This is a genomic window from Kitasatospora sp. NPDC127116, assembly GCF_042677365.1.
In the GTDB taxonomy this organism is placed as follows: Bacteria; Actinomycetota; Actinomycetes; order Streptomycetales; family Streptomycetaceae; genus Kitasatospora; species Kitasatospora lactacystinica.
Window position 1 is genome coordinate 62919 of the sequence record NZ_JBHXTL010000017.1, and the last position, 22354, is coordinate 85272.

Annotated in this window: 16 protein-coding genes; 10 read left to right on the forward strand and 6 right to left on the reverse strand. The window is 74.2% G+C overall.

The features are described 5' to 3' along the window. Nucleotides 1–133 precede the first annotated feature (133 nt). On the reverse strand, nt 134–1603 hold the full coding sequence (locus tag ACFVHV_RS10770) for a serine hydrolase (protein WP_380350644.1): 1470 nt from the start codon (nt 1601–1603) through the stop codon (nt 134–136). Between the two features lie 586 nt (nt 1604–2189). Here ACFVHV_RS10770 and tdh point away from each other — a divergent pair. Further along, nucleotides 2190–3218, forward strand: a complete 1029-nt coding sequence (tdh, locus tag ACFVHV_RS10775; protein ID WP_359911166.1) for an L-threonine 3-dehydrogenase — start codon at nt 2190–2192, stop codon at nt 3216–3218. A gap of 94 nt (nt 3219–3312) precedes the next feature. After that, nucleotides 3313–4506, forward strand: coding sequence for a glycine C-acetyltransferase (locus ACFVHV_RS10780; protein WP_359911169.1), 1194 nt, complete (start codon nt 3313–3315; stop codon nt 4504–4506). Nucleotides 4507–4708: 202 nt separating this feature from the next. Here the strand turns inward: ACFVHV_RS10780 and ACFVHV_RS10785 are convergent, their stop codons facing one another. The 4 genes from ACFVHV_RS10785 to ACFVHV_RS10800 form a co-directional block, all read right to left on the reverse strand. After that, nucleotides 4709–6307, reverse strand: a complete 1599-nt coding sequence (locus ACFVHV_RS10785; protein WP_380350646.1) for a TolB family protein — start codon at nt 6305–6307, stop codon at nt 4709–4711. Nucleotides 6308–6471: 164 nt separating this feature from the next. After that, a complete protein-coding gene (locus ACFVHV_RS10790; protein ID WP_380350648.1) occupies nt 6472–7869 on the reverse strand; it encodes a hypothetical protein in 1398 nt (465 codons plus the stop codon). 193 nt (nt 7870–8062) lie between these two features. After that, on the reverse strand, nt 8063–9472 hold the full coding sequence (locus ACFVHV_RS10795) for a hypothetical protein (protein ID WP_380350650.1): 1410 nt from the start codon (nt 9470–9472) through the stop codon (nt 8063–8065). Between the two features lie 150 nt (nt 9473–9622). Then, nucleotides 9623–11077: a hypothetical protein gene (locus ACFVHV_RS10800; RefSeq protein ID WP_380350652.1), complete on the reverse strand. Its 1455-nt coding sequence runs from the start codon at nt 11075–11077 to the stop codon at nt 9623–9625. A 228-nt stretch (nt 11078–11305) separates the two neighbouring features. On the opposite strand from ACFVHV_RS10800, the gene ACFVHV_RS10805 reads away from it, so the two are divergent. Both ACFVHV_RS10805 and ACFVHV_RS10810 read left to right on the forward strand, forming a co-directional pair. Beyond that, nucleotides 11306–12217, forward strand: coding sequence for a LysR family transcriptional regulator (locus ACFVHV_RS10805; RefSeq protein WP_359911184.1), 912 nt, complete (start codon nt 11306–11308; stop codon nt 12215–12217). 277 nt (nt 12218–12494) lie between these two features. After that, entirely contained in the window at nt 12495–13037 is a 543-nt protein-coding gene (locus ACFVHV_RS10810) for a helix-turn-helix domain-containing protein (RefSeq protein WP_359911187.1), read from the forward strand. A gap of 101 nt (nt 13038–13138) precedes the next feature. On the opposite strand, the gene ACFVHV_RS10815 is transcribed toward ACFVHV_RS10810, so the two are convergent. Continuing rightward, nucleotides 13139–14155, reverse strand: a complete 1017-nt coding sequence (locus tag ACFVHV_RS10815) for a hypothetical protein (protein ID WP_380350654.1) — start codon at nt 14153–14155, stop codon at nt 13139–13141. Nucleotides 14156–14421: 266 nt separating this feature from the next. Between ACFVHV_RS10815 and ACFVHV_RS10820 the strand changes: the two genes are divergently transcribed. The 6 genes from ACFVHV_RS10820 to ACFVHV_RS10845 all read left to right on the forward strand — a co-directional run bounded on the left by ACFVHV_RS10820 (nt 14422) and on the right by ACFVHV_RS10845 (nt 22342). Next, complete coding sequence (locus tag ACFVHV_RS10820) at nt 14422–15981, forward strand: DUF3604 domain-containing protein (RefSeq protein WP_380350656.1); 1560 nt, start codon at nt 14422–14424, stop codon at nt 15979–15981. Between the two features lie 125 nt (nt 15982–16106). Further along, entirely contained in the window at nt 16107–16904 is a 798-nt protein-coding gene (locus ACFVHV_RS10825; RefSeq protein WP_380350658.1) for a heparin lyase I family protein, read from the forward strand. A 49-nt stretch (nt 16905–16953) separates the two neighbouring features. Then, on the forward strand, nt 16954–18516 hold the full coding sequence (locus tag ACFVHV_RS10830) for an ABC transporter substrate-binding protein (RefSeq protein WP_380350660.1): 1563 nt from the start codon (nt 16954–16956) through the stop codon (nt 18514–18516). Between the two features lie 87 nt (nt 18517–18603). Next, nucleotides 18604–19563: an ABC transporter permease gene (locus ACFVHV_RS10835; RefSeq protein WP_380350662.1), complete on the forward strand. Its 960-nt coding sequence runs from the start codon at nt 18604–18606 to the stop codon at nt 19561–19563. Next, nucleotides 19560–20411: an ABC transporter permease subunit gene (locus ACFVHV_RS10840; RefSeq protein ID WP_359911202.1), complete on the forward strand. Its 852-nt coding sequence runs from the start codon at nt 19560–19562 to the stop codon at nt 20409–20411. Before ACFVHV_RS10835 ends, ACFVHV_RS10840 begins: the two co-directional genes overlap by 4 nt. 14 nt (nt 20412–20425) lie before the next feature. Further along, nucleotides 20426–22342, forward strand: a complete 1917-nt coding sequence (locus ACFVHV_RS10845; protein ID WP_380350664.1) for a dipeptide ABC transporter ATP-binding protein — start codon at nt 20426–20428, stop codon at nt 22340–22342. Nucleotides 22343–22354: the final 12 nt, after the last annotated feature.

Here is a 22354-nt window from a genome sequence, read left to right on the forward strand (position 1 = left end):
TGTTGGTGTTGCCGGCCTCGACGCACCGCGCCCCGGGGCTGGGGTCCTACCGCCGCGCTGTCCGGCGGGGCGGCGCGGTGGGGCCCGCCCCGGTCGCCCGGGTCGGGCCCTCCCGCGTGCGTGCGGGTGCGGTTCAGGAGATGTGGAGTGTGGCGGCGGCGGTGGGCGTGGCCGACGCGGTCTCCGCGGGCGAGGCCGTCGGAGAGCCGGTCGGGGAGCCGGTCGGAGAGCCCGTCGGCGAGGGCGAGGCCGTCGGGGAGCCCGTGGGCGAGGGGGAGGCCGTCGGGGAGGCCGAGCCGGGCGGGGTGGGCAGCGTGTAGACGTTGTTCGGCGAGACGATCTGGGTGATCGCCCGCGCCAGGAACGTCGAGGGCTCCGAACCGTCGTGCAGGATGTCGGTGTTGAGCAGGATGGCCAGGCTGGCCCTGGCCTGCGGCAGGTAGATCACCACGCTCTCGTACCCGGGGAGCGAGCCGTTGTGGCCGATCCACCCGTGGGTGGTGAACACCCCGAAGCCGTAGCCGAGGTCCGGGGTCGGCCCGACCGGCACGAACTTCAGCCGCTCCGCCTGGGTGGCGGGCTTGATCAGCGGCTCCCCGGTGGCCAGCACCTTCGACCAGGTCTGCAGGTCGGCGAGGCTGGAGATGACGGCGCCGGCCGCCCAGCCCCAGGACGGGTTCCAGGTGGTGGCGTCCTCGACCGCGCCGCTGGCCGTCTGGTTGGTGTAGCCGTGGGCGTGCGGGTCAGGGAAGGCCGCGTCGGTCGGCAGGCTGGTTTTGGTGAGCCCGGCCGGGGTGAACACCTGCTGGTTCAGGAAGTCCTGGAGCGGCTGCCGGCCGACCTTCTCGACCACCAGGCCGAGCAGGATCAGGTTGGTGTTGGAGTACTCGAACTGGGCGCCCGGGGCGAAGTTCGCGGGGTGCTTGAACGCGTACGCGAGGAGCTGGTCCGGGGTGAAGGGCTGGTTGGGGTCGCCGAAGAACGCCTGCTGGAAGCCGGAGTCCAGGGTGTAGTTGAACAGGCCGCTGCGCATCTCGCCGAGCTGGCGCAGGGTGATGCCGTCGCCGCCGGGCACGGTCGGGACGTATTTGGAGATCGGGTCGTCCAGGCCCAGCTTGCCCTGGTCCACGAGCCGCAGGATGCCGGTGGCGGTGAAGGTCTTGGACACACTGCCGATGCGCATGTACATGTCGGCCGAGATCGGCGCCCCCGAGTTCTTGTCCGCGATGCCGAAAGTGCGCTGGTAGCTGCCGTCGGGGGCGGTGTAGCCGACGATCACCCCGGGGATGGAGACCTCGCTCATCACCTGCTTGATCGCGGTGTCCAGCTGGTTCATGACGTCCTGGGTGAGCGGCACCACCGCGCCGGAGGCGACGCCCGTCGGAGTCGCGGTCGGGCTCATCGCGGCCGGTTCGGCGGTGACGGCCGGATCGGCCTGCCGTGCGGGCGCGGCGTCCCCGGAGCAGGCGGAGACGGCGAGCAGGCCGCTCAGCGCGAGGGCGGCGGAGGCCACCCGTACGGACCGGGGGACGGCCGGGCGCGGAGTGCGGGGGACCCGCACGGAGCGGGGAACGGCCGGTCGGGGCCGTCGGGTGTCGGTCATCGGCGCAGGCGCCTCTCTGGGGCGGACGGCCCCTTGGCGAAGGGCCCCGGAGCGCTGCTCGGGCAGGCCGGGGCGCTGCTCCACGGGGCCGCGGGGGGAGCGTCGCCACCGTAAGCACCGCCGCCGTACGGGCGCGCGCGGGTCGGTGCCGGGCTGGACCGAACGGGAGCGCGGTCAGCCGAGTGCCCCGTCCCACTGGCGGCCCGGTGTCAGCCATTCCGGCCGAGCCACGCACCCCCGGCCGGCGCCACGCACCCTGCCGAGCCACCCGCCCCCGGCCGGCGCCACGCACCCTGCCGAGCCACCCGCCCCCGGCCGGCGTCCCGCCGGACGGCGTCACGGCGGCCGCCCCGCGCTCGGCCGGACGGGTGAGCACCGGCATGCCGCACCCCCCGTCGGCCGCTGCTCGGGCACGATCGTTCAGCCCAGCTGTGGCCGCCCTTAAGAATTCCTCGATGGACCGCACCCCCTCCGACCAGGCAGATTTCTGCCTGCCCGGAGTGCGACCGTCAGGAACGGCCGAACCGGGCCCCTCGGCCTGCCCGACCCCCGAAGGCCGTCCCCGCGCACGTCAGGAGCCGTTGCCGTGAAGGCACTCGTCAAGCAGCAGGCCGAGCCCGGCCTCTGGATGATCGATGTCCCGAAGCCCGAGATCGGCCCCGGCGAGGTGCTGATCAAGGTGCTGCGGACCGGCATCTGCGGCACCGACCTGCACATCCGCAAGTGGGACGGCTGGGCCCAGCAGACCATCAGGACCCCGCTGGTGCTGGGCCACGAGTTCGTCGGCGAGGTCGCCGAGCTCGGCGCCGGCGTCGCGGACATCGCGGTCGGCGACCTGGTCAGCGGCGAGGGCCACCTGGTCTGCGGCAAGTGCCGCAACTGCCTGGCCGGCCGCCGCCACCTGTGCCGCAACACCGTCGGCCTGGGCGTCAACCGTGACGGCGCCTTCGCCGAGTACGTGGCCCTGCCCGCCTCCAACGTCTGGGTGCACCGGGTGCCGGTCGACCTGGACGTGGCCGCGATCTTCGACCCGTTCGGCAACGCCGTGCACACCGCGCTGTCCTTCCCGCTGGTCGGCGAGGACGTGCTGGTCACCGGCGCCGGCCCGATCGGCATCATGGCCGCCGCCGTCGCCAAGCACGCCGGCGCCCGCAACGTGATGATCACCGATGTCTCCCCGTACCGCCTCGACCTGGCCCGCCAGGTCGGTGTGACGCTGGCGCTCGACGTCTCCGAGCACACCATCGAGGAGGGCCAGCAGAAGCTGGGCCTGCGCGAGGGCTTCGACGTCGGCCTGGAGATGTCCGGCCGTCCCGAGGCGATGCAGTCGATGATCGCCAACATGACCCACGGCGGGAAGATCGCCATGCTCGGCCTGCCCGCCGAGCAGTTCCCGGTGGACTGGGCCTCGATCGTCACCTCGATGATCACCATCAAGGGCATCTACGGCCGCGAGATGTTCGAGACCTGGTACGCGATGTCCGTGCTGCTGGAGGGCGGCCTGGACCTCAGCCCGGTGATCACCGGCCGCTACGCCGCCACCGACTTCGAGGCCGCGTTCGACGACGCCGCGGGCGGCAACTGCGGCAAGATCATCCTCGACTGGACCGCCTGAGCCCGCCCCAGCCCCGCCGACGTTCCCCCGCCGACGTTCCCCCGCCGAAGTTCCCCGCCGAACCGCCCCCGCCGAACTGATTGAGGAGACCGCAGTGTTCGACAACGTGCGTGCCGACGTCGCCGCCACCCTGGACGAGATCCGTGAGGCCGGCCTGTTCAAGCCCGAGCGGGTGATCGGAAGCCCGCAGAGCGCCGCCGTCACCGTGACCGGCGGCGGCCGCCCGGGCGAGGTGCTGAACTTCTGCGCCAACAACTACCTCGGCCTGGCCGACCACCCCGAGGTGCTCGCCGCGGCCAAGGACGCCCTGGACCGCTGGGGCTACGGGATGGCCTCGGTCCGCTTCATCTGCGGCACCCAGGACGTCCACAAGGAGCTGGAGGACCGCCTCTCGGCCTTCCTCGGCCAGGAGGACACGATCCTCTACTCCTCCTGCTTCGACGCCAACGGCGGCGTCTTCGAGACCCTGCTGGACGACCGCGACGCCGTCATCTCCGACGCGCTGAACCACGCCAGCATCATCGACGGCATCCGGCTCAGCAAGGCCCGCCGCCACCGCTACGCCAACCGTGACCTGGCCGACCTGGAGAAGCAGCTCCAGGACACCCAGGACGCCCGCCGCCGCCTGATCGTCACCGACGGCGTGTTCTCGATGGACGGCTACGTCGCCCCGCTGCGCGAGATCTGCGACCTGGCCGACCGCTACGACGCCATGGTCATGGTGGACGACTCGCACGCCGTCGGCTTCGTCGGCGCGGGCGGCCGGGGCACCCCGGAGCTGCACGGCGTGATGGACCGCGTGGACATCATCACCGGCACCCTCGGCAAGGCGCTCGGCGGCGCCTCCGGCGGCTACGTCGCCGCCCGCCGGGAGATCGTCGCCCTGCTGCGCCAGCGCTCCCGCCCGTACCTGTTCTCCAACTCGCTGGCCCCGGTGATCGCGGCCGCCTCGCTCAAGGTGCTCGACCTGGTCGAGAAGTCCAACGAGCTGCGCGAGCGGCTCGCGGCCAACACCGCGCTGTTCCGGACGCGGATGACCGAGGCCGGGTTCGAGATCCTGCCCGGCGACCACCCGATCGCCCCGGTGATGATCGGCGACGCGGCCGAGGCCGGCCGGCTCGCCGAGCTGCTGCTGGAGCGCGGCGTGTACGTGATCGGCTTCTCCTACCCGGTGGTGCCGCACGGCCAGGCCCGGATCCGGGTGCAGCTGTCCGCGGCGCACTCCACCGAGGACGTCGAGCGCGCCGTCGCGGCCTTCGTGGACGCGCGCGCCGCCCTGGAGGGCTGACCTCCACCCAGGCTGCCCGTGGGCCGGACCGCTCGGAACCGGACCGGCCCACGGGCTCACAACCGCCGCGCGGCGGAGGCGAATCGACGCGCCCCCGCCGTACGGCCCCCAGACCACCTGCCCCACCCTCCCGCAACGGGGGCGGGACGCCGGCCGCGCCGACGTCCCGCCCCCGTCGTGGTTACCGGAGGACGGCTGCCGGTCAGTCGTCCTCGTTCTCGCCCTGGTCGTCGCCGGCACCGCTCCGGTGGAACCCGGCGGGCTTGGCGAAGACCTGGCCGTTCTCGACCGCCGGGCCGGTGCCGCCGGTGACCAGGTTGCCGCTGGTCGAGTCGAACACCACGGTGTTGCCCGAGGCGGAGACGAACGGCTGCGTCGACGAGCCGTTGCCGAGCGAGCCGTCCGGCGCGGCGGCGACCCGCTCGGTGCGGCCGGTGCGCAGGTCCTGGCGGTAGACGTCCCAGCCCGGGTGCTGGGGGCCGGCCACCAGGTTGTCGGCGGCGGACTCGAAGTAGATCCAGCGGTTGTCGGCGCTGATCGAGCCGTGGTCGGAGGAGCCGACCGAGCTGGTGCCGGGCAGGCCGCCGCTGACCTTCGTCACGGTGCCGGTCCGCAGGTCCCGCACGTGGAGCACGGTGTGGTAGCGGTGGCCGCCGGTCGAGCCGCCGGGCTCGGACAGGGTGTAGATCGCGCGCCGCCCGTCGGGGCTGATCGTCGCCTCGAAGCTGGAGCTGCCGATCGTGCCGTCGAGGCCCGCGCTCACCGGTGTGAGCGTCCGGGAGCGGACGTCGTAGGTGTAGTAGGGGGCGGCGGTCGGGCGGGCCAGGCTCGGCTGCGCCGCGGACTGCGGGATGCTGCGGCGCGCGGCCTCGGCGGCGCTCGGGGTGAGCTCCACGTCGGCGGAGGCGTCGGAGGAGGCGGGAGCGGAGGCCGTGGCCGCCGCCGCGGCGGTCGCGGCGGCGAGGCCGGGGGCCTGCTCGTCCGGCAGCAGGCTGGAGATGGAGCCGAAGCCGATGGTGCGGCCGTCCGCGCTGATCGTCGGTCGGAAGGACGTGCTCTCGCCCGGCTTGCCGTTCACGTCGTGGGAGACCAGCCGGGTGGTGTGGGTCCAGCGGTCGGTGAGGTAGACGTTGATCTTCCAGGTGTAGGGCCGGGCGAGCGAGGGCTCGGGGGTGGGCTCCGGCTCGGGGTCCACGACGGTCGGGTCCAGGTCGGTCCGGGAGGACACGTAGACCACGTACCGGCCGTTGCCGCTGACCTGCGCGTTGTACGAGGAGTGGTACTGGTCGGTGTCGGTGTTGGTGGGGCTGCTGCTGACCAGCTCGGTGCGGCCGGTCCTGCGGTCCCTGATGTACACCTCGGTGCGGTTCTTGACCTGCGCGCCGGGCGCCACGTTCTCGTCCTCGCTCTCGAAGACGACGTAGCGGCCGTCGGCGCTGATCCCGGCCTGGTCGGTCGAGCCGCTCAGCGCCCCGCCCGCGTCGGACAGGTTGACCTGTTCGAGGCGGCCGGTGCGCAGGTCCTTCACGTAGGCGTTGCTCCAGCCCGCCGAGGGCTGGGGCAGCAGGTTCGTGGCCCGGGAGGTGAACAGGGCGTAGCGGCCGTTCGCGCTGATGCCCTGGGCCGTCGACTGGTTGTCGGGCGCCGCGCCGTTCGGCCCGAGGCTGACCTGGGTGGTGCCGCGCGGCACCGGGCCGGCCTGGGCCGGGGCGGCGGCGACGGCGAGCAGCGCGGCCGCGACCAGGACGCTGCCGCCGCCCGACAGCCAACGGTTGCGGGTCGTCCGGGTGGTTCGTGTCATGAAGGTGTTCCTCCCCAGCGATCGCCCGGCCGGGCTCCCTCCCGGCAACGGGCTTTCGGCAGAGCCAATCGTCGGGAGGGCCGGGGGGTCAACGCCCTCCGGTAATGTCGGCGTAAAATACGTCAACGGACGTATGCGGCAAGGGAATCAAGCCATTCGGACCGTCACGGGTGGCGTACGAAGACGTCCGCGGCGGCGTTGGTGTCGCCCGGGACGAGGTCGCCGTCGTCGGCGGTGAAGACCACCGTCCCGCCGGCGGCGTCCACGAACGGGTCCGAGGAGTCGGAGGTGCTCTGCCCGCCGTCCCGGGTGAGGCTGACTCGTTCGATCGTGCCGGTCCTCAGGTCGCGGCGGAAGACGTCGCTGACGCCGTTGGTGTCGCCGGGGACGAGGTTGTCGGCGGCGGAGTCGAAGTAGACCCAGTGGCCGTCGAAGGTCATGGCGGGGTCCTGGGCGCTCGCGGTGGTCGTGGTGCCGGGCAGGAAGGCGTTGAGCCGCGTCAGCCGGCCGGTGGCCAGTTCCCGGGCGTACAGGTCCGACCGGAAGTGGTTGGAGCCGGGCCCGCCGATGCGGAACGGCAGGCCGAACAGGGCGTAGCGGCCGTCGGGGCTGATCCGGGAGCCCCTGCTGACGCCGCGCAGGGTGCCCTCGTCGTCCACGCTGGCGCCGGAGACCTTCCCGGTGTCGGCCTTCCAGACGAAGTACGGGTAGAAGCGGGCCGGGGCCAGCCCGGGTGCACCGGCGTCGGCGCCAGGGCCGGTGCCAGGGTCGGTGTCGGCGGCGGGGTTGGCGGCCGGGGCCTGCGGGAGCAGGTTGGTCGCCCGGGAGGTGAAGCCGACGGTGGCGCCGTCCGCGCTGATCGTCACACCGTAGGAGGTGTTGTTGGCGGCCCCGCCGTCCGCGCCGGTGGTGACCACCCGGGTGGTGCCGGTCCAGCGGTCGGTGATCAGGACGTTGAAGTGGCGCGGGTCCGAGCCCGGGGCGAGGTCGGTGCGGTTGGAGGTGTAGGCGACGTAGCGGCCGTCCCGGCTCAGGGACGGACTGTCGGAGTAGCCCTCGTCGTCGCCGGACCCGCCCCCGGTGACCAGTTCGGTGCGGCCGGTCCAGCGGTCGCGGACGAAGACGTCGCTGAAGCGCCTCGGCTGGCCGGGCACCACGTTGGTGGCGCTGGTGCTGAAGGCCACGAACCGGCCGTCGGCGCTGATCGAGGCGTCCGCGGTGGGTGCGTCCAGCCGGGAGCCGTCGTCGGCGACGCTGACCCGTTCGACGTGTCCGTTGCGCAGGTCGCGGACGTAGACCTCCTCCGCGTTCGGGGTGCCGGGCCCGGGCAGCAGGTCGGGCGCGGTCGAGGTGAACAGCGCGGAGCGGCCGTCCTCGCTCAGTCCGATCGCGATCGAACGCCCGTTGATCTGCCCGCCCTTGGCGGTCTCGCTGACCCGGGCGGTGTCGCCCTTGGGCGGCTTGGCCTCGGCGGCGGGCAGCGCCGCTCCGGCGGCCACAGCGGTGGCGGCCAGCACGGCGGCGGTACGGGCGAGCCGGCGTCGGGTGCGTGCGTGCGTCATGGATCGTCCTCCCCTGATGGCGGTCCCGGGCCCACGGCCCCCGCGGCCCGGTCGGGGAGAGCCAAGCGTCGTGCGGACGGTTGGTCAACGACCGGTGGCGATTCCGCTCGGAAATACGCCACCGGTCGTATGCCGCAAGGGAGTCAGGGCATCGGACCGTCGGACCGTCGGAGCTTCAGGGTGCGTCAGGCCGTCACAGCCGGCGCAGGAAGACGTCCAGCACCTGGTTGGTGTCGCCCGGCACCAGGTCGCCGTCGTCGGCGGTGAAGAGCACGGTGTCGCCGGTGGCGTCCACGAACGGGCTGAAGGACGAGGAGGTGCTCTGCCCGCCGGCCCGGGTGAGACTGACCCGTTCGATCCGGCCGGTCCACAGGTCGCGGCGGAAGATGTCGCTGGCGTCGTTGGTGTCGCCGGGGACCAGGGTCTCGGCGCTGGAGTCGAAGTAGACCCAGTGGCTGTCGGCCGTCATGACGCCGCCGGACGAGGACCACTTGGTGCTGGTGCCCGGCAGATCGGTGTTGACCTTGGTGACCCTGCCGGTGGCCAGCTCGTGGACGTAGAGGTCCAGCCGGGTGCCGTGGGCCGGGCCGGGGAAGCCGCCGACGAACACCGGGACGCTGTAGATCGCGAAGCGGCCGTCCGGGCTGACCCTGGCGTCGTAGGAGACGCCGGTCAGCTCGCCGGCGTCGTTCAGGCTTGCACCGACGATCTTTCCGGTGTCGGCCTTCCAGACGTAGCACCGGTAGTAGTGGGGCCCGGCCAGCTGGGGCGAGTCGGCGGCGGGGTCGGCGTCGGTGGTGCTGCCGGCGCCGGGGTCGGTGGCCGGGGACTCCGGCAGCAGGTTCCCCGCGCGGGAGGTGAAGGCGACGGTGGAGCCGTCCGCGCTGATCGTCGGGGCGAAGGAGCCGTTGTCGGCACCCTCGCCGTCCGCGCCGACGGTGACCAGCCGGCTGGTGCGGGTCCAGCGGTCGGTGACGTAGACGTTGTTCCTGCCGCGCCGCAGGGTGCCCGGGGCGAGGTCGCTGCGGTTGGAGACGTAGGCGACGTAGCGGCCGTCGCGGCTGATGCTGGGGCTGAGGGCCCCGAACCCGCTCTGGTCGTCGGTGCTCGGCACGGCGGCGGCGGTGACCAGTTCGGTGTGTCCGGTCCAGCGGTCGCGGACGAAGATGTCGCTGGGGTGGCTCGGCCGGCCGGGCACCACGTTGGTGGCGGTGGTGCTGAAGGCCACGAACCGGCCGTCGGCGCTGATCGAGGCGTCGGTGGTGGCGGCGTTCAGCGCGGAGCCGTCGTCGGCGACGCTGACCTTCTCGACGTGCCCGTTGCGCAGATCGCGGACGTAGACCTCGTCCGTGTTCGGGGTGCCGGGCCCGGGCAGCAGATCGGTCGCGGCGGAGGTGAAGAGTGCGGACCGGCCGTCCTCGCTCAGCCCGAGCGGCGTCGAGTAGGCGTTGAGCTGGGCGCCCTTGGCGGTCTCGCTGACCCGGGCGGTGTCGCCCTTCGGTGGCTTGGCCTCGGCGGCGGGCATCACGGCCCCGGCCACGGCGGTGGCGGCCAGGACGGCGGCGGCGCGGGCCGGCCATCTGCGGGTGCGTGCGGTGGTCATGGAACGTCCTCCCCTGGATCGCCCGACCGCGCTCCCTCCCGGCGGCGGGCCCTCGCAGAGCCAACCGTCGGGAGGGCCGGTGGTCAACGGCCGGGGGTGATCCCGTCCGGAAATACGTCAACGGACGTATCCCGCAAGGGAGTCGGGACCTTACAGGCGGCGCCGGAAGACGTCCGTGGTGGCGCTGTCGGCGACGGGCGCCAGGTTGCCGTCCTCGGCGCTGAACAGCAGGGTCGTGTCGTCGGCGTCGACCTGCGGGAAGAAGGCGGAGGTGGTGCTCTGCGAGCCGTCCTGGGTGAGGGTGACCCGCTCGGTGTGCCCGCTGCGCAGGTCGGTGCGGAAGATGTCGGCCTGCCCGTTGGTGTCGCCGGGCACCAGGTCGGCGACGTCGGAGGTGAAGTACACCCAGCGGTCGTTCAGCGGCATGACGGGGTTGTAGGAGGATTCGAGGGCGCTGCCGGACAGCGGCTGGTTGACCTTGGTGGTCCGGCCGGTGGCCAGCTCGCGGGCGTAGACGTCCTGGTGGACACCGTGCGAGCCGGGCCGGCCGCCCTCCTCGTAGACCGTGTAGAGCGCGTAGCGGCCGGAGGGGCTGATCCGCCCGTCGTTGCCGGCGCCGATGAGCTCGCCGGTCCCGTCGTAGCTGGCGCCGGTGATCTTCCCGGTGCGGGCGTCCCAGACGTAGTACGGGTAGGCGCGGATTCCGGTCAGCTCGGCGGTGTCGGCGGTGTCGGCGGTGTCGGCCGCGGATGCGGCGGATGCGGCTCGGTCGGCTGCGGCGGCTTGGTCGGCTCGGTCGGCTCGGTCGGCGAGCGAGGACGGGGCCTGGTCGGCCGGGAGCAGGTTGCCGGCCCGCGAGGTGAAGCCGATCACGGTGCCGTCGGCGCTGATCGTCGGGCGGGAGGAGTTGTGGTCGGCCGGGGTGCCGTCCGCCCCGGTGCTGACCACCCGGGTGGTGCGGGTCCAGCGGTCGGTGACGAAGACGTTGAACCTGCCGCGGCGCACGCCGGGTGCGAGGTCGGTGCGGTCGGAGGAGTAGACCACGTAGCGGCCGTCCCCGCTGATGGCGGCGTCGAAGGCGTTGCGGGCGCTCTGGTCGTCGCCCGCGCCGGAGGTGCCGTCGCCCGTGGTGACCAGCTCGGTGCGGCCGGTCCAGCGGTCCCGGACGAAGACGTCGGTGGTGTGCTTCGGCCGGCCGGGCACCACGTTGGTCGCGTAGCTGCTGAACGCCACGTACCGGCCGTTGCCGCTGATCGCCGCGTCGTTGGTGCCGGCGTCCAGCGCGGAGCCGTCGGCGGCGACGCTGATCCGCTCGGTGCGGCCGTTGCGCAGGTCCCGGACGTAGACGTCGCCGACGGCCCCGGCGCCGCCGGGCAGCAGGTTGGTCGCCGACGAGGAGAACAGCGCGTACCGGCCGTCGCCGCTCAGCCCGAGCGCGAACGAGGGCCCGTTCAGGGCCTCGCCCTTGGCGCCCTCGCTGACCCGGGCGGTGTCGCCCTTGGGCGGGCGGGCCTCGGCGGCGGGCATCGCGGCTCCGGCCGCCGTGACGGCCGCCAGGACGGCGGCGGTACGGGCCAGTCGGCGGCGGGTGCGTGCAGTGGTCATCGATCATCCTCCCCTGATGACTGCCCCGGGCCCTCGGCCCCCCGTGGCCCGGTCGGCACGAGCCAAGCGCCGCGCGGATGTCCGGTCAACGGACAGGAGCGATCTCGTCCGGAAATGCGCCACCGCGCGTGCCTCCGGCCGAAACCGCTGCTCCGGCGGGCCCGCCCGGCCCGCCCGGGTTCCGGCCCGCCGGTCCGGCACGCCGCGCCGCGCTGGCAGAATTGGTCCGTGATCGACGCACGACGGCTGCGGACCCTGCGGGCCGTGGCGGACCACCGCACCGTGACCGCCGCGGCGGCCGCCCTCTACCTGACCCCCTCCGCGGTCTCCCAGCAGCTGGCCGCCCTGGAGCAGGAGACCGGCCACGACCTGCTCGCCCGGGAGGGCCGGGGCGTACGGCTGACCGCCGCCGGGGAGATCCTGCTCGGCCACGCCGACGTGGTGCTCGCCCAGCTGGAGCGCGCCGAGGCCGACCTCGCCGCGTACAGCGCGGGCGTCTCCGGGGAGGTCACCGTCGCCTCCTTCGCGACCGCCATCGCCTCGGTGCTCGCCCCCGCCGTCGGCCTGCTCGCCGAGCGCGCCCCCGGGGTGCGGCTCAAGGTGCTGGACGCCGAGGGCGACGCCAGCCTGCCGATGGTGCTGGACGGCCGGGCCGACCTCGCGGTGGCCGTCGAGTACCGGGGCGCCCCGCGCGCCGACGACGCCCGGCTGACCCGGGTGCCGCTGTACGCCGAGCCCTTCGAGGCCGTCCTGCCGCTCGGCCACCGGCTGGCCGACGAGTCCGGCCCGCTGGCCGTCGCCGCGCTGGCCGACGAGCCGTGGATCGGGCCGTACCCGGGCAACCCCTGCCACGACGTGGTGCTGCTGGCCTGCGAGCACGCCGGGTTCCAGCCCCGGCTGCTGCACTCCTCCGACGACTTCCGGGCCGTGGTGGCGCTCGCCTCGGCGGGCCTCGGGGTGGCGCTGGTGCCGCGCTCGGCGCTGCGCGGCGTCGACCTCCGCGAGGTCGCGGTGCGGCCGGTGGACAGCGAGCTCGCCACCCGGCGGGTCTTCGCCGCCGTCCGGACCGGTGCCGACGGGCACCCGCTGGTCCGGCCGGTCCTGGACTCCCTCGCGCAGGCGGCGGCCGCGGGCGCGTGAGCCGACCGCGCGCGGGGCGGCCGCGGGTCCTGCGGCCCTCGGCGCCTGCGGCTGCTCGGGCCCTGCGGCTGCTCGGCGTCCCGGGTCGGGCGGCCCGCCGTGGTGCTTCCGGCGTGGCGTCCCGGTCCGGGCGGCCGTGCAGCCGCTGGTCCGTGCGGGCGGTCGAGGTTCGGCGCCCCCCTCGGGACCGCCCCCGCTAAACGGTACCGACCGGTACCGACTGGAGGACGGTACCGACCGGTACCGTTTGGCGTCAAGAGTGGATAGGATCGGCCGCGTGGCAGTCAACGCACGGGCGCGCCTGCTGAGCACGGCCGAAACCCTCTTCTACGCGAACGGCATCCGCGCGGTCGGCGTGGAGCGCATCCTCTCCGAGTCCGGCGTGGGCCGGGCCTCCTTCTACCGGCACTTCACCGGCAAGGAGGAGCTGGTGACCGCGGTCCTGGAGGGCCGCGACGTCCGGTGGCGGGCGTGGCTCTCCGAGCGGGTCGCGGCGCACGGCGGCCACCCGCTGCACGTCTTCGACGCGCTGGCCGAACGGTTCGCGACCCAGGACTTCCGGGGCTGCGTCGCGATCAACACGATGACCGAGATCGCCGACCCGGCCAGCCCGGCCCGCCGGATGGCGGCCCTGCACAAGACCCGCGTCATCGACCTGGTCGAGCGGCTGATGCGGGACGCCGGTGTCCCCGAGCCCGGGGAGCGCGCCCGGCAGTTCGCCCTCCTGATGGACGGCGCCATCGTCACCGCCCTGCGCGAGGGCACCCCGGACGCCGCCTGGCGGGCCCGCGGCATCGCCGAGGCCCTGCTGGCCGCCTGACGCCTGAGGTCTGAGGCCTGAAGCCTGAGGTCTGACGTCTGAGGCCCGAAGCCCGAGCCTGACGCGGCGGCCCGGGCGGACCGGGCCGCCGCTCCCCGCGCTCAGGCGTGGTGCGGCGCCGCCGGGGTGCCGTCGGGGCGGACTCCGGCGAACTCGTCCAGGACGGCGACCCGCAGCTCGTGCGCGCCGTCCGGCCGGCTCTGCTCGTAGTAGAGGTACCAGCGGCCGCGGGCCGGGACGAGGTCGGCGTACCGGATGTCCAGCCAGGGGCCGTCCGGGGTGAGGCGGTGCCAGCCGCGCAGGTCGGTGGAGGCGGCCAGGCCGCAGCGCTCCTCGTAGTTGCCGGCGGCGTCCGCCGAGCCGTCGTAGAGCGCGAGCCAGCCGCCCCGGCCGTCGGGCAGGACGGTGGTGATCCGGGACTCGTAGCCGTCCCAGGCGCCGGCCGGGCCGACGTCCAGCGCCTCGGCGGCGCGGCCCGGCGGGGCGGTGAAGCGCAGCCCGTCCGGGGACACCGCGAGCGCGGTGGGCTGGAAGGTGAGGCCGGTGGTGTGGATGTCGGCGTCGGCGTGGGCGCGGTCCTGTTCCTCGGGGGTGAACGGCCGGGCGCGGGAGACGGTGGCGAACAGGTGGACGCCGGCGTCGGTTTCGAGCAGGTACGGGTCCTTGACGCCCTCGGTGCCGGTGGTCGCGGCGGTGAGGACGGGGGTGCGGGTGGCGAGGTCGAAGGACTCGGGTGCGTCGGCGCGCAGGGCGTCGACGCGCCAGCGGTTGTCGGCCGGGTCGACGTGGCTGAGGTGGAGCAGGTAGCCGCCGTCGCGGCGCAGCAGGGCGAGGCGTTCCATCGAGGGGGAGTCCAGTTCGTCGCGCCGGACGGACCACAGGTCGTGGAAGGCGATGCCGTCGGTGCTCTCGGCGACGGCGCAGCGCCAGCCCCGGTCGGGCCCGTGCGTCGCGCCGCGCGGGCGGCGCTCGCGGTAGGTGAGCAGGAAGCGGTCGAGGTCCGGCTCGTACCGGACGCCCGGGCAGCCGGCCCAGTAGCCGGGTTCGGGGCGCTCGGGGGCGCGGACGAGGTGGGAGGCGCCGAGGTCGGGCGCGGCGGGCAGGGCGGGGTGCGGCATGGATCCGTCCTTCGGGGGAGGGGTGTCGCGAAGTTTCTATCAGATCGATCAAAAGTCCGGGCCAGGCGCGGTCGGTCGTCGTCGACCGGCTGACCAGCAAGATGGCCAGCTTCACCAGCAGGTCTTCTATGAAGACGATGTTTCGCCCGATGGCGATCGCACGACACCGAACCGCCGAGCCTTGACCGTTCCCTGGAGATCGCGGCTACCTTCTTCTCATAGTCGATCAAACATGGCCGACCAGGACCCGAGGAAGCCCCGCCCCGATGACCGCCCCCAGCACCGACGCACCCGGCTACGCCGGCCTGGGCCTGTACGTCGGCGACCTCCACAACCACTGCGGCATCAGCTACGGCCACGGGAGCATCGAGGACGCCTACGCCAACGCCCGGCTCCAACTCGACTTCGCCAGCGTCACCGGCCACGGCTGGTGGCCCGACCTGCCCGAGCGCACCCCCGAACTGGCGAGCCTGGTCGACTACCACACCGAGGGCTTCGCCCGGCTGGCCCGGCTCTGGGACCACGTCCAGGACGTCACCGCCGCCGCCCACGAGGACGGCCGCTTCGTCACCTTCCAGTCCTTCGAGTGGCACAGCCTCGCCCACGGCGACCACTGCGTGTACTTCGACGGCCCGCGCGGCGAGATCATCCGGGCGGCGGACCTGGACGAACTGCGCGCCCGGCTGCGGGTGCTCGCCGCACAGGGCGTGCGCACCTGGGCGCTGCCGCACCACATCGGCTACGGGCCGGCCCGCCGCGGCATCGACTGGGCCTCCTACACCGAGGAGTTCGCCCCGGTGGTGGAGATGATGTCGATGCACGGCTGCGCCGAGTCCGACGAGGCACCGCGCAGCTACCTGCACACCATGGGCCCGCGCGCCGGCGCCGCCACGGCCGTCCACGGCCTGCGCCTGGGCCACCGCTTCGGACTGATCGGCTCCACCGACCACCACAGCGCCTTCCCCGGCAGCCACGGGCACGGCCGGGTGGCGGTCTGGGCCCCGGAACTGACCCGGGACGGCATCTGGAACGCCGTCCAGCAGCGCCGCACCTACGCGATCACCGGGGACCGCATCCTGCTCGCCACCTCCGTCAACGGCGCCCCGATGGGCGCCGAGGCCGCCTCCGCCGACCGGCGCCGGATCCACGTCACGGTCCAGGGCCGGGACGCGCTCGACCACGTGGAACTGCTCCGCAACGGCGTACCCGTCCACCGGGTCAGCCGGCCCGAACTCCTCTCCGGCGCCGGCGGATCGGACGCCTTCTCCGGCACCCTGGGCTTCGCCGTCGGCTGGGGCCGGCGCGGCGAACCCGTGCACTGGGACGTCGTGCTGCGGATCGAGGGCGGGCGGCTGCTGGACGTCCAGCCCCGGTTGCGCGGCCCGGAGACCGTCGCGCCGGCCGAGGCCGAGCCGGACACCTACCGGCCGTCCTGGTGGGAGCGCACCGGGCCGGGCGAGATCCGGCTGCGGACGGTCACCGACGGCAACCCCAACACCGCCACCGACAGCACCCAGGGCTTCTCGCTGCGGATCGAGGGCGACACGCGCACCCGGCTGGTCGCCGTCGTGAACGGCGCCGAGAGCGCCCACGCCGTCGGCGAACTCCTCGCCGGCGCGCGGACCGGATTCACCGGCGGGTTCGTCTCCGGCGCCTACCGCTTCGACCGGGCCGTGCCCGACCGGGAGACGACCGCCGAATTCGAGCTGACCGACGAACGCCCCGGCGGCGACGGGGACTTCTACCACGTGCGGGTCCGGCAGCTGAACGACCAGTGGGCCTGGTCCAGCCCGACCTGGGTGGGACCGGCCGACTCCTGTAGTTAGGGCCTGTCGTCGAACTCCCGTCTGCGGGGCGTTCGACGACAGGCCCTTGGCCGGCTGACGCCGTCCCCCGCCAGCCGGCCGCGCCCCCGGTCGATCAGCCCCGAACCCCCAGAAGGAGAAGAACCATGTCCCGCCTCCCCGGCCGCCTCGCCGGCGCCGTGCTCACCGCCGCCCTGGCCGTGACCGCCGCCGCCCCGGCCCACGCCGCCGTCCCCGCCCCTGCCGCTCCCACCGCTCCCGCCCTGGTGTCCGGTACCGACGTCTTCGCCGACGACTTCGAATCCGGCACCGTCTCCGCCTGGACCCGCCAGCGCGTCGACGGCAACGGCAGCATCACCGTGGCCGGCGCCCCCGCCGGCGGCAGCGGCCTGGCCGCCCGCTTCGCCGTGCCGAACGACGGCGTCTCCTACCGCTCCGAGGTCGCCGTCAACTCCCTCGGCTGGGGCAGCTACCGCTTCGCCCTCGCCGACTACCTGCCCGCCGACTGGGTGCGGACCCCCACCGAGACGATCGTCGCCCAGTGGCACGGCTACCCGCTCGCGGACGGCAGCGACACCAAGCCGCCGATCGCCCTGACCGTCAAGGACGGCAGCTGGCGGCTCAAGGTGCACTGGCTGTCCGACCCCAGCACCGTCCAGGAGGCGGTGATCCCGCTCGGCGACGTGCAGTTCGGCCACTGGAACCAGTGGGCCTTCGACATCACCTGGTCCACCGACACCACCCCCGGCGCCGTCACCGTCTTCCGGGACGGCGCGCAGGTCGGCGCGTACAGCGGCCTCAACAACTACCACCAGAACCAGTCGCCGTACTTCAAGACCGGCATCTACCGGGCCAACTGGAACCCGGCCAAGAACATCCCCTACCCGACCGGCGGCCCCGACGTGGTGGCCTGGAGCGACAGCGTCGTCGTGACCAGGTACTGACCCGCGCGCACGGACCCCGGACCCCGAGAACCGAAGAGGTAGCACCACCATGAGCGACGCAGCCCGTCACCGCGGCCTTCCCCGAAGAGGCTTCCTCGGCCTGAGCGCCGGAGCGGCCCTGCTGGCGGCGGGCTGCCGCTCGGCCACCGAGGACGCCGCCGGCGGGGCCGCGGCCTCCGCCACCGCCTCCGCGCCGGACCTCCAGATCGTCTACGGCGCCGCCCCCGACCCCACCCAGCTGCTCCACCGCGGCCCGGACACCCCGGTGTTCGTCAACCTGGTGCTGGACCGGCTGGTCGACCTCGACCCGCAGACGCTGCAGCCCGTGCCCTGGCTCGCCTCCTCCTGGGAGTGGAGCGCCGACCGCACCCGGCTGGTGCTCAAGCTGCGCGAGGACGTCACCTTCCACGACGGCCGCCCGCTCGACCCGGACGACGTCGTCTTCTCGCTCACCGGCGCCGCCAAGTCCTCCCAGGTCAAGCCGCTGCTGGAACGGCTCGCCGACATCAGGGCGAGCGCCCGCAACGAGGTCACGCTCACCCTCGCCAGGCCCACCAGCAACCTGTTCGACGCGCTCGCCTTCAACCCCGTGGTGGACGCCCGCAGTTACGTCGACGGCAAGGCCGCCGAGAAGGTCAACGGCACCGGGCCCTTCACCTGGCAGTCGTTCAAGGGCGGCAACCAGCTCGACCTGGCCCGCTACGACCACTACTGGCAGAGCGGGCGGCCCCGCTTCGAGCGGATCACCGTCCGGTCGGTGACCAGCAGCCAGGCCGCGCTGTCCGCCCTCCAGTCGGGACAGTCCCACCTGATCGGCGCGGTGCCCGGACGCGACCTCAAGGTGCTGGGCGGGAACCCGGGCTTCGCCGTGCAGTCCGCCAAGTCCTCCTACCAGCAGGCGTTCCTCGGCGTGAACACCACCAGCAGGCCCTTCGACGACCGCCGGGTGCGCCAGGCCCTGCAGTACGCGGTGGACCGCGAGCGCATCGTCGCCCAGGTGTACGGCGGCCACGCCGAGGCGAGCAGCCTGCCCTGGCCGTCCAACACCCCCGGCGTCACCCCCGACCAGGTCACCCGCTACCCGCACGACCCGGAGAAGGCCCGCGGGCTGCTCCGGGAGGCCGGTGCGGAGGGCGCGCGGGTGCCGCTCACCGCCGCCAACTCGCCGGTGTTCGCCTCCCTCGTGGAACTGGTCAAGTACGACCTGGAGCAGGCCGGCTTCGGCGTCGACGTCCAGCTGCTCGACAACGCCGCGCTCCAGCCGAAGATCCAACAGGGCACGCTGGAAGGACTGTTCATCGCCAACCACGGCATGGTCAGCGTCTCACCGCTGAGCGGGATCACCGTCTCCGGCCCGCTCCAGGTCGGCCGGAACACCTCGCACGTCACCGACCCCGCCTACGCCGAACTCCAGTCCCGCGCCTTCGCCGCCGCCGACGAGCAGGCCCGGGCCGAGGTCAACCACGAACTGTCCGAGTACCTGCTCGCCGAGTCCTTCCACATCACCCTCGCCCACACCTGGGAGACCTACGCCTTCGCCTCCTCGGTCCACGGCGTGGCCACCAGCGCGCTCGGCTACCTGCGGCTCGACGACACCCGCCGCACCGCCTGACGCGCCGCAACGCGACCGCCGTCCCAGGGCGACCCCCACCGTCCTGGGACGGCGGCCCCCGCCCGCCCGACCATCCGGAGTACTCCCGTGCCCTACTGGACCAGAAAGGCGGCCGGCGCGCTGGCCACGCTCTGGCTCGCCTCCGTCGCCGTCTTCCTGCTGCTCCGCCTCGCCCCCGGCGACCCGGTGTCCGCCGCGCTCGGCGCCGAGGCCGACCAGGAGCAGCGCGACCGGCTCGCCGACAGCCTCGGCGTGGACCGGCCGATGCCCGTCCAGTACCTGGGCTGGCTGCACGGGCTGCTCACCGGCGACCCCGGCAGCTCCTTCCACTACCGGGAACCGGTCACCCGCCTGATCGGCCAGAGCGTCGGCAGCACCGTTCAGCTCGCCCTCGCCGCCGGCCTGCTGATGCTGGTCCTCGGCCTGCTGCTGGGCGTCGCCCTGGCCTCCGAGCGGCGGGGCCGGCTCGCCCGGGTGCTCGACCCGCTGGCCACCGCCCTGCTGGCGCTGCCGGTGTACGTCACCGCCGTGCTGTTCGTCTTCGTCTTCGCGGTGCTGCTGCGCCTGCTGCCCGCCGGCGGCGAGCGGGACCTGTTCGCCGCGCCGGACCTCGCCGTCCAGTACCTCGCGCTGCCCGCGGTGGCGCTCGCGCTGCCGGGCTCGGCGGTGCTGGCCCGGCTGCTCGCCACCGAGCTGCGCCGCACCCGCCAGGAGGAGTTCGTGCTGACCGCCGTCGCCAAGGGGGCGTCGCCCCGGCGGGTCCTGGCCCGCCATGTGCTGCCCAACAGCCTGGCGCCGTTCTTCGTCGAGTTCGGCCTGCACCTGGGCGAGCTGCTCGGCGGCGCGGTGGTCGCCGAACAGCTCTTCGCCCGGCACGGCCTCGGCCAGCTGCTGCTGGACGCCATCAACCAGCGGGACTACCCGGTCGCCCAGACCCTGATCATGCTCGCCGTCGCCGTCGCCGTGCTCGTCCAGCTCGGCTCGGAGCTGCTGGTCGGCCGGCTCGACCCGCGGATCGCCCGCGCCGGCACCGGGGAGGACCGGTGACCGCCACGACCACCCCCGCTGCGCGCCGCCGGCGGCTCGCCCCGCCCGCGCTCCCGGCCGCGCTGCGCACCCGGCGCGGCCGCACCGGCGCCCTGCTCGTCCTCCTGGTGGTGCTGCTGGGGCTGCTCGGCCCGCTGCTGGCCGCGGACCCCTACCGGCAGGGCCCGGACGCCCTGGCCGGGCCGTCGGCGGCCCACCTGCTGGGCACCGACGAGGTCGGGCGCGACCTGCTCGCCCGGGCCCTGGCCGGGATCCGCACCGAGCTGCTGGTCTGCCTGCTGGCCGTCCCGGCGGCCGCCGTGCTCGGCACCGCGCTGGGACTGCTCGGCGGGCTGAACCGGCTGCTGGGCGAGGCCGTCCAGCGGCTGTTCGACCTGCTGCTGGGCCTGCACGGCGTCCTGCTCGGACTCGCGCTCGCCCTGCTGGTGCGCCCCGGAATCGGCACCGTGGTGGCCACCATCGTGCTCAGCGCGCTGCCCTCCTTCGGCCGCCAGGCACGGGCCGCGCTGCTCGCCCAGCTGGCCCGCGACCACGTGGTGGCGGCCCGGGTGCTCGGCGTGCCGCGCGGCCGGATCCTGCGCCGCCACGTGCTGCCGAACGTCGCCGACGCCACGACCGCGCTGCTGGCCGTGGCGATGGCGCACGCCGTCAAGACCGAGGGCGGACTGAGCGTGCTGGGCCTCGGCATCCAGCCGCCCGCCCCCTCGCTCGGAACGATGATCAACACCGGCTCCAAGTACCTCTTCCTCCACCCGGGTTACGCCCTGGCGCCGGTCCTCCTGCTCGGCCTGCTGGTGTTCGGCCTGACCCTGCTCGCCGACTCGTTCAACCGGGAGAGACTGCGTTGACCACGACTGATCCGGTGACCACGACCGATGCGGTGACCACGACTGATCCGGTGACCACGACCGGTGCGGTGACCACGACTGATCCGGTGACCACGACTGATCCGGTGACGACGACCGGTGCGGTGACGACGACCGGGACCGACCGGGCCCCGACCGCCGCCGCGGTGCCGGGCCCGCCGCTGCTGGAGGTACGCGGCCTGCGCGTCACGGCGGGCGGCGGCGAGGCGGTGCGCGGGGTGGACTTCACCGTGCGGCCGGGCGAGATCCTCGGCCTGGTCGGCGAGTCCGGCTCGGGCAAGACCCTCACCGCGCTGGCCGTCAACCGGATGCTGCCGCCGGGCTGCCGCACCACCGGCGGCACCGTCCGGTTCGACGGCACCGACCTGCTCGCCCTGCCCGAACCCGCCGTGCGCGCGGTGCGCGGCCGACGCGTCGGCATGGTCTTCCAGGACCCGCTGGCCCACCTCAACCCCCGGATGCCGGTCGGCCGCCAGCTCGCCGAGGCGGCCCTGGTGCACGGCGCGAGCCGCCGGGCCGCCCGCGACCGGGCGCTCGAACTCCTCGACCTGGTCGGCATCGCCGAGCCCGCGCGCCGCTACCGCGACCGGCCGCACGAGTTCTCCGGCGGCATGCGCCAGCGCGTGCTGATCGCCATGGCGATGGCCAACCGCCCGGACCTGCTGATCGCCGACGAGCCGACCACGGCGCTCGACCCGAGCACCCGGGTGGAGATCCTGGACCTGCTGGTCCGGCTTCGTGACGAGACCGGCACGGCCGTCCTGCTGATCACCCACGACCTCGGCGTGGTGGCCCGCGGCTGCGACACCGTCCAGGTGATGTACGCCGGACGGATCGTCGAGCGGGCTTCCACCGCCAACCTGTTGGCCGCACCCCGGCACCGGTACACCGCCGGGCTGCTGGCCGGCGTGCCCCGGCTGGACGGTCCGCCCGGCGCACCGCTCGCCGTCATCGGCGGACGCCCGCCGGCGGCCGGCCGGGCACCGGACGGCTGCGCCTTCGCCCCGCGCTGCGCGGCCGCCGACGACCGCTGCACGGCCTCGGCGCCGCGGTGGACCGGTGCGGCCGACTCCGGCTTCGCCTGCCATCTCCCGGTGTCCCAAGCTGTGGTGACGGAGCGTCAGGACAGTGGGCCGCGACGGTCGGAGCGGGCCGCCGAGCCCGTCCTGGTCGCCGACGGCCTCACCGTCCGCTACGGCCGCCGCCGCCCGCCCGCCCTGGAGGGCGTGAGCCTGAGCGCCGCGCCCGGCCGCGCGGTCGGGGTGATCGGCGAGTCCGGCTCCGGGAAGTCCACCCTGGCCCGCGCGCTGCTCGGGCTGGTGCGCCCGCAGGCCGGGACGGTGCGGGTGGACGGCCGGTCCTGGGTCGAGGCCGACCGCGCCGAGGAACGCGAGCTGCGCCGCCGGGTGCAACTGGTCTTCCAGGACCCGTACGCCTCGCTCAGCCCCCGGATGACGGTGCGCGAGGCGCTGGCCGAACCGCAGGCCGCCCACGGGCCGCGGGACCGTGACCCGCGCGGGCTGTGCGAGCTGGTCGGCCTGCCGGAGGCGGTGCTCGACGCCCGGCCGCACCGGCTCTCCGGAGGCCAGCGCCAGCGGGTCGCGATCGCGCGGGCCCTGGCCGTCGGCCCGCAGGTGCTGGTCGCCGACGAGCCGACCTCCGCGCTGGACGTCTCGGTCCAGGCGCAGATCCTCAACCTCTTCGCCGAACTGCGCGAACACCACGGCGTCGGGCTGGTGTTCATCTCGCACGACCTCGCGCTGGTCCGGCACCTGTGCGACGACGTGCTGGTGCTGCGGCACGGCCGGGTGGTCGAACGGGCCCCCGCCGCCGAGCTGTTCGCCGCCCCCGCCCACCCGTACACCCGGGAGCTGCTGGCCGCCGCCGGCGCCCCCGGCCCGACCCGCCCATGACCGGACTCTGGA

What these genes read in the sequence shown, in the direction of transcription:
- ACFVHV_RS10790 (WP_380350648.1), bottom strand. Translation starts at nt 7,869, where the DNA reads ATGACGCACGCACGCACCCGACGCCGGCTCGCCCGTACCGCCGCCGTG.
- ACFVHV_RS10785 (WP_380350646.1), bottom strand. Translation starts at nt 6,307, where the DNA reads ATGACACGAACCACCCGGACGACCCGCAACCGTTGGCTGTCGGGCGGC.
- ACFVHV_RS10820 (WP_380350656.1), top strand. Translation starts at nt 14,422, where the DNA reads ATGACCGCCCCCAGCACCGACGCACCCGGCTACGCCGGCCTGGGCCTG.
- ACFVHV_RS10770 (WP_380350644.1), bottom strand. Translation starts at nt 1,603, where the DNA reads ATGACCGACACCCGACGGCCCCGACCGGCCGTTCCCCGCTCCGTGCGG.
- ACFVHV_RS10795 (WP_380350650.1), bottom strand. Translation starts at nt 9,472, where the DNA reads ATGACCACCGCACGCACCCGCAGATGGCCGGCCCGCGCCGCCGCCGTC.
- ACFVHV_RS10815 (WP_380350654.1), bottom strand. Translation starts at nt 14,155, where the DNA reads ATGCCGCACCCCGCCCTGCCCGCCGCGCCCGACCTCGGCGCCTCCCAC.
- ACFVHV_RS10800 (WP_380350652.1), bottom strand. Translation starts at nt 11,077, where the DNA reads ATGACCACTGCACGCACCCGCCGCCGACTGGCCCGTACCGCCGCCGTC.
- ACFVHV_RS10830 (WP_380350660.1), top strand. Translation starts at nt 16,954, where the DNA reads ATGAGCGACGCAGCCCGTCACCGCGGCCTTCCCCGAAGAGGCTTCCTC.
- ACFVHV_RS10825 (WP_380350658.1), top strand. Translation starts at nt 16,107, where the DNA reads ATGTCCCGCCTCCCCGGCCGCCTCGCCGGCGCCGTGCTCACCGCCGCC.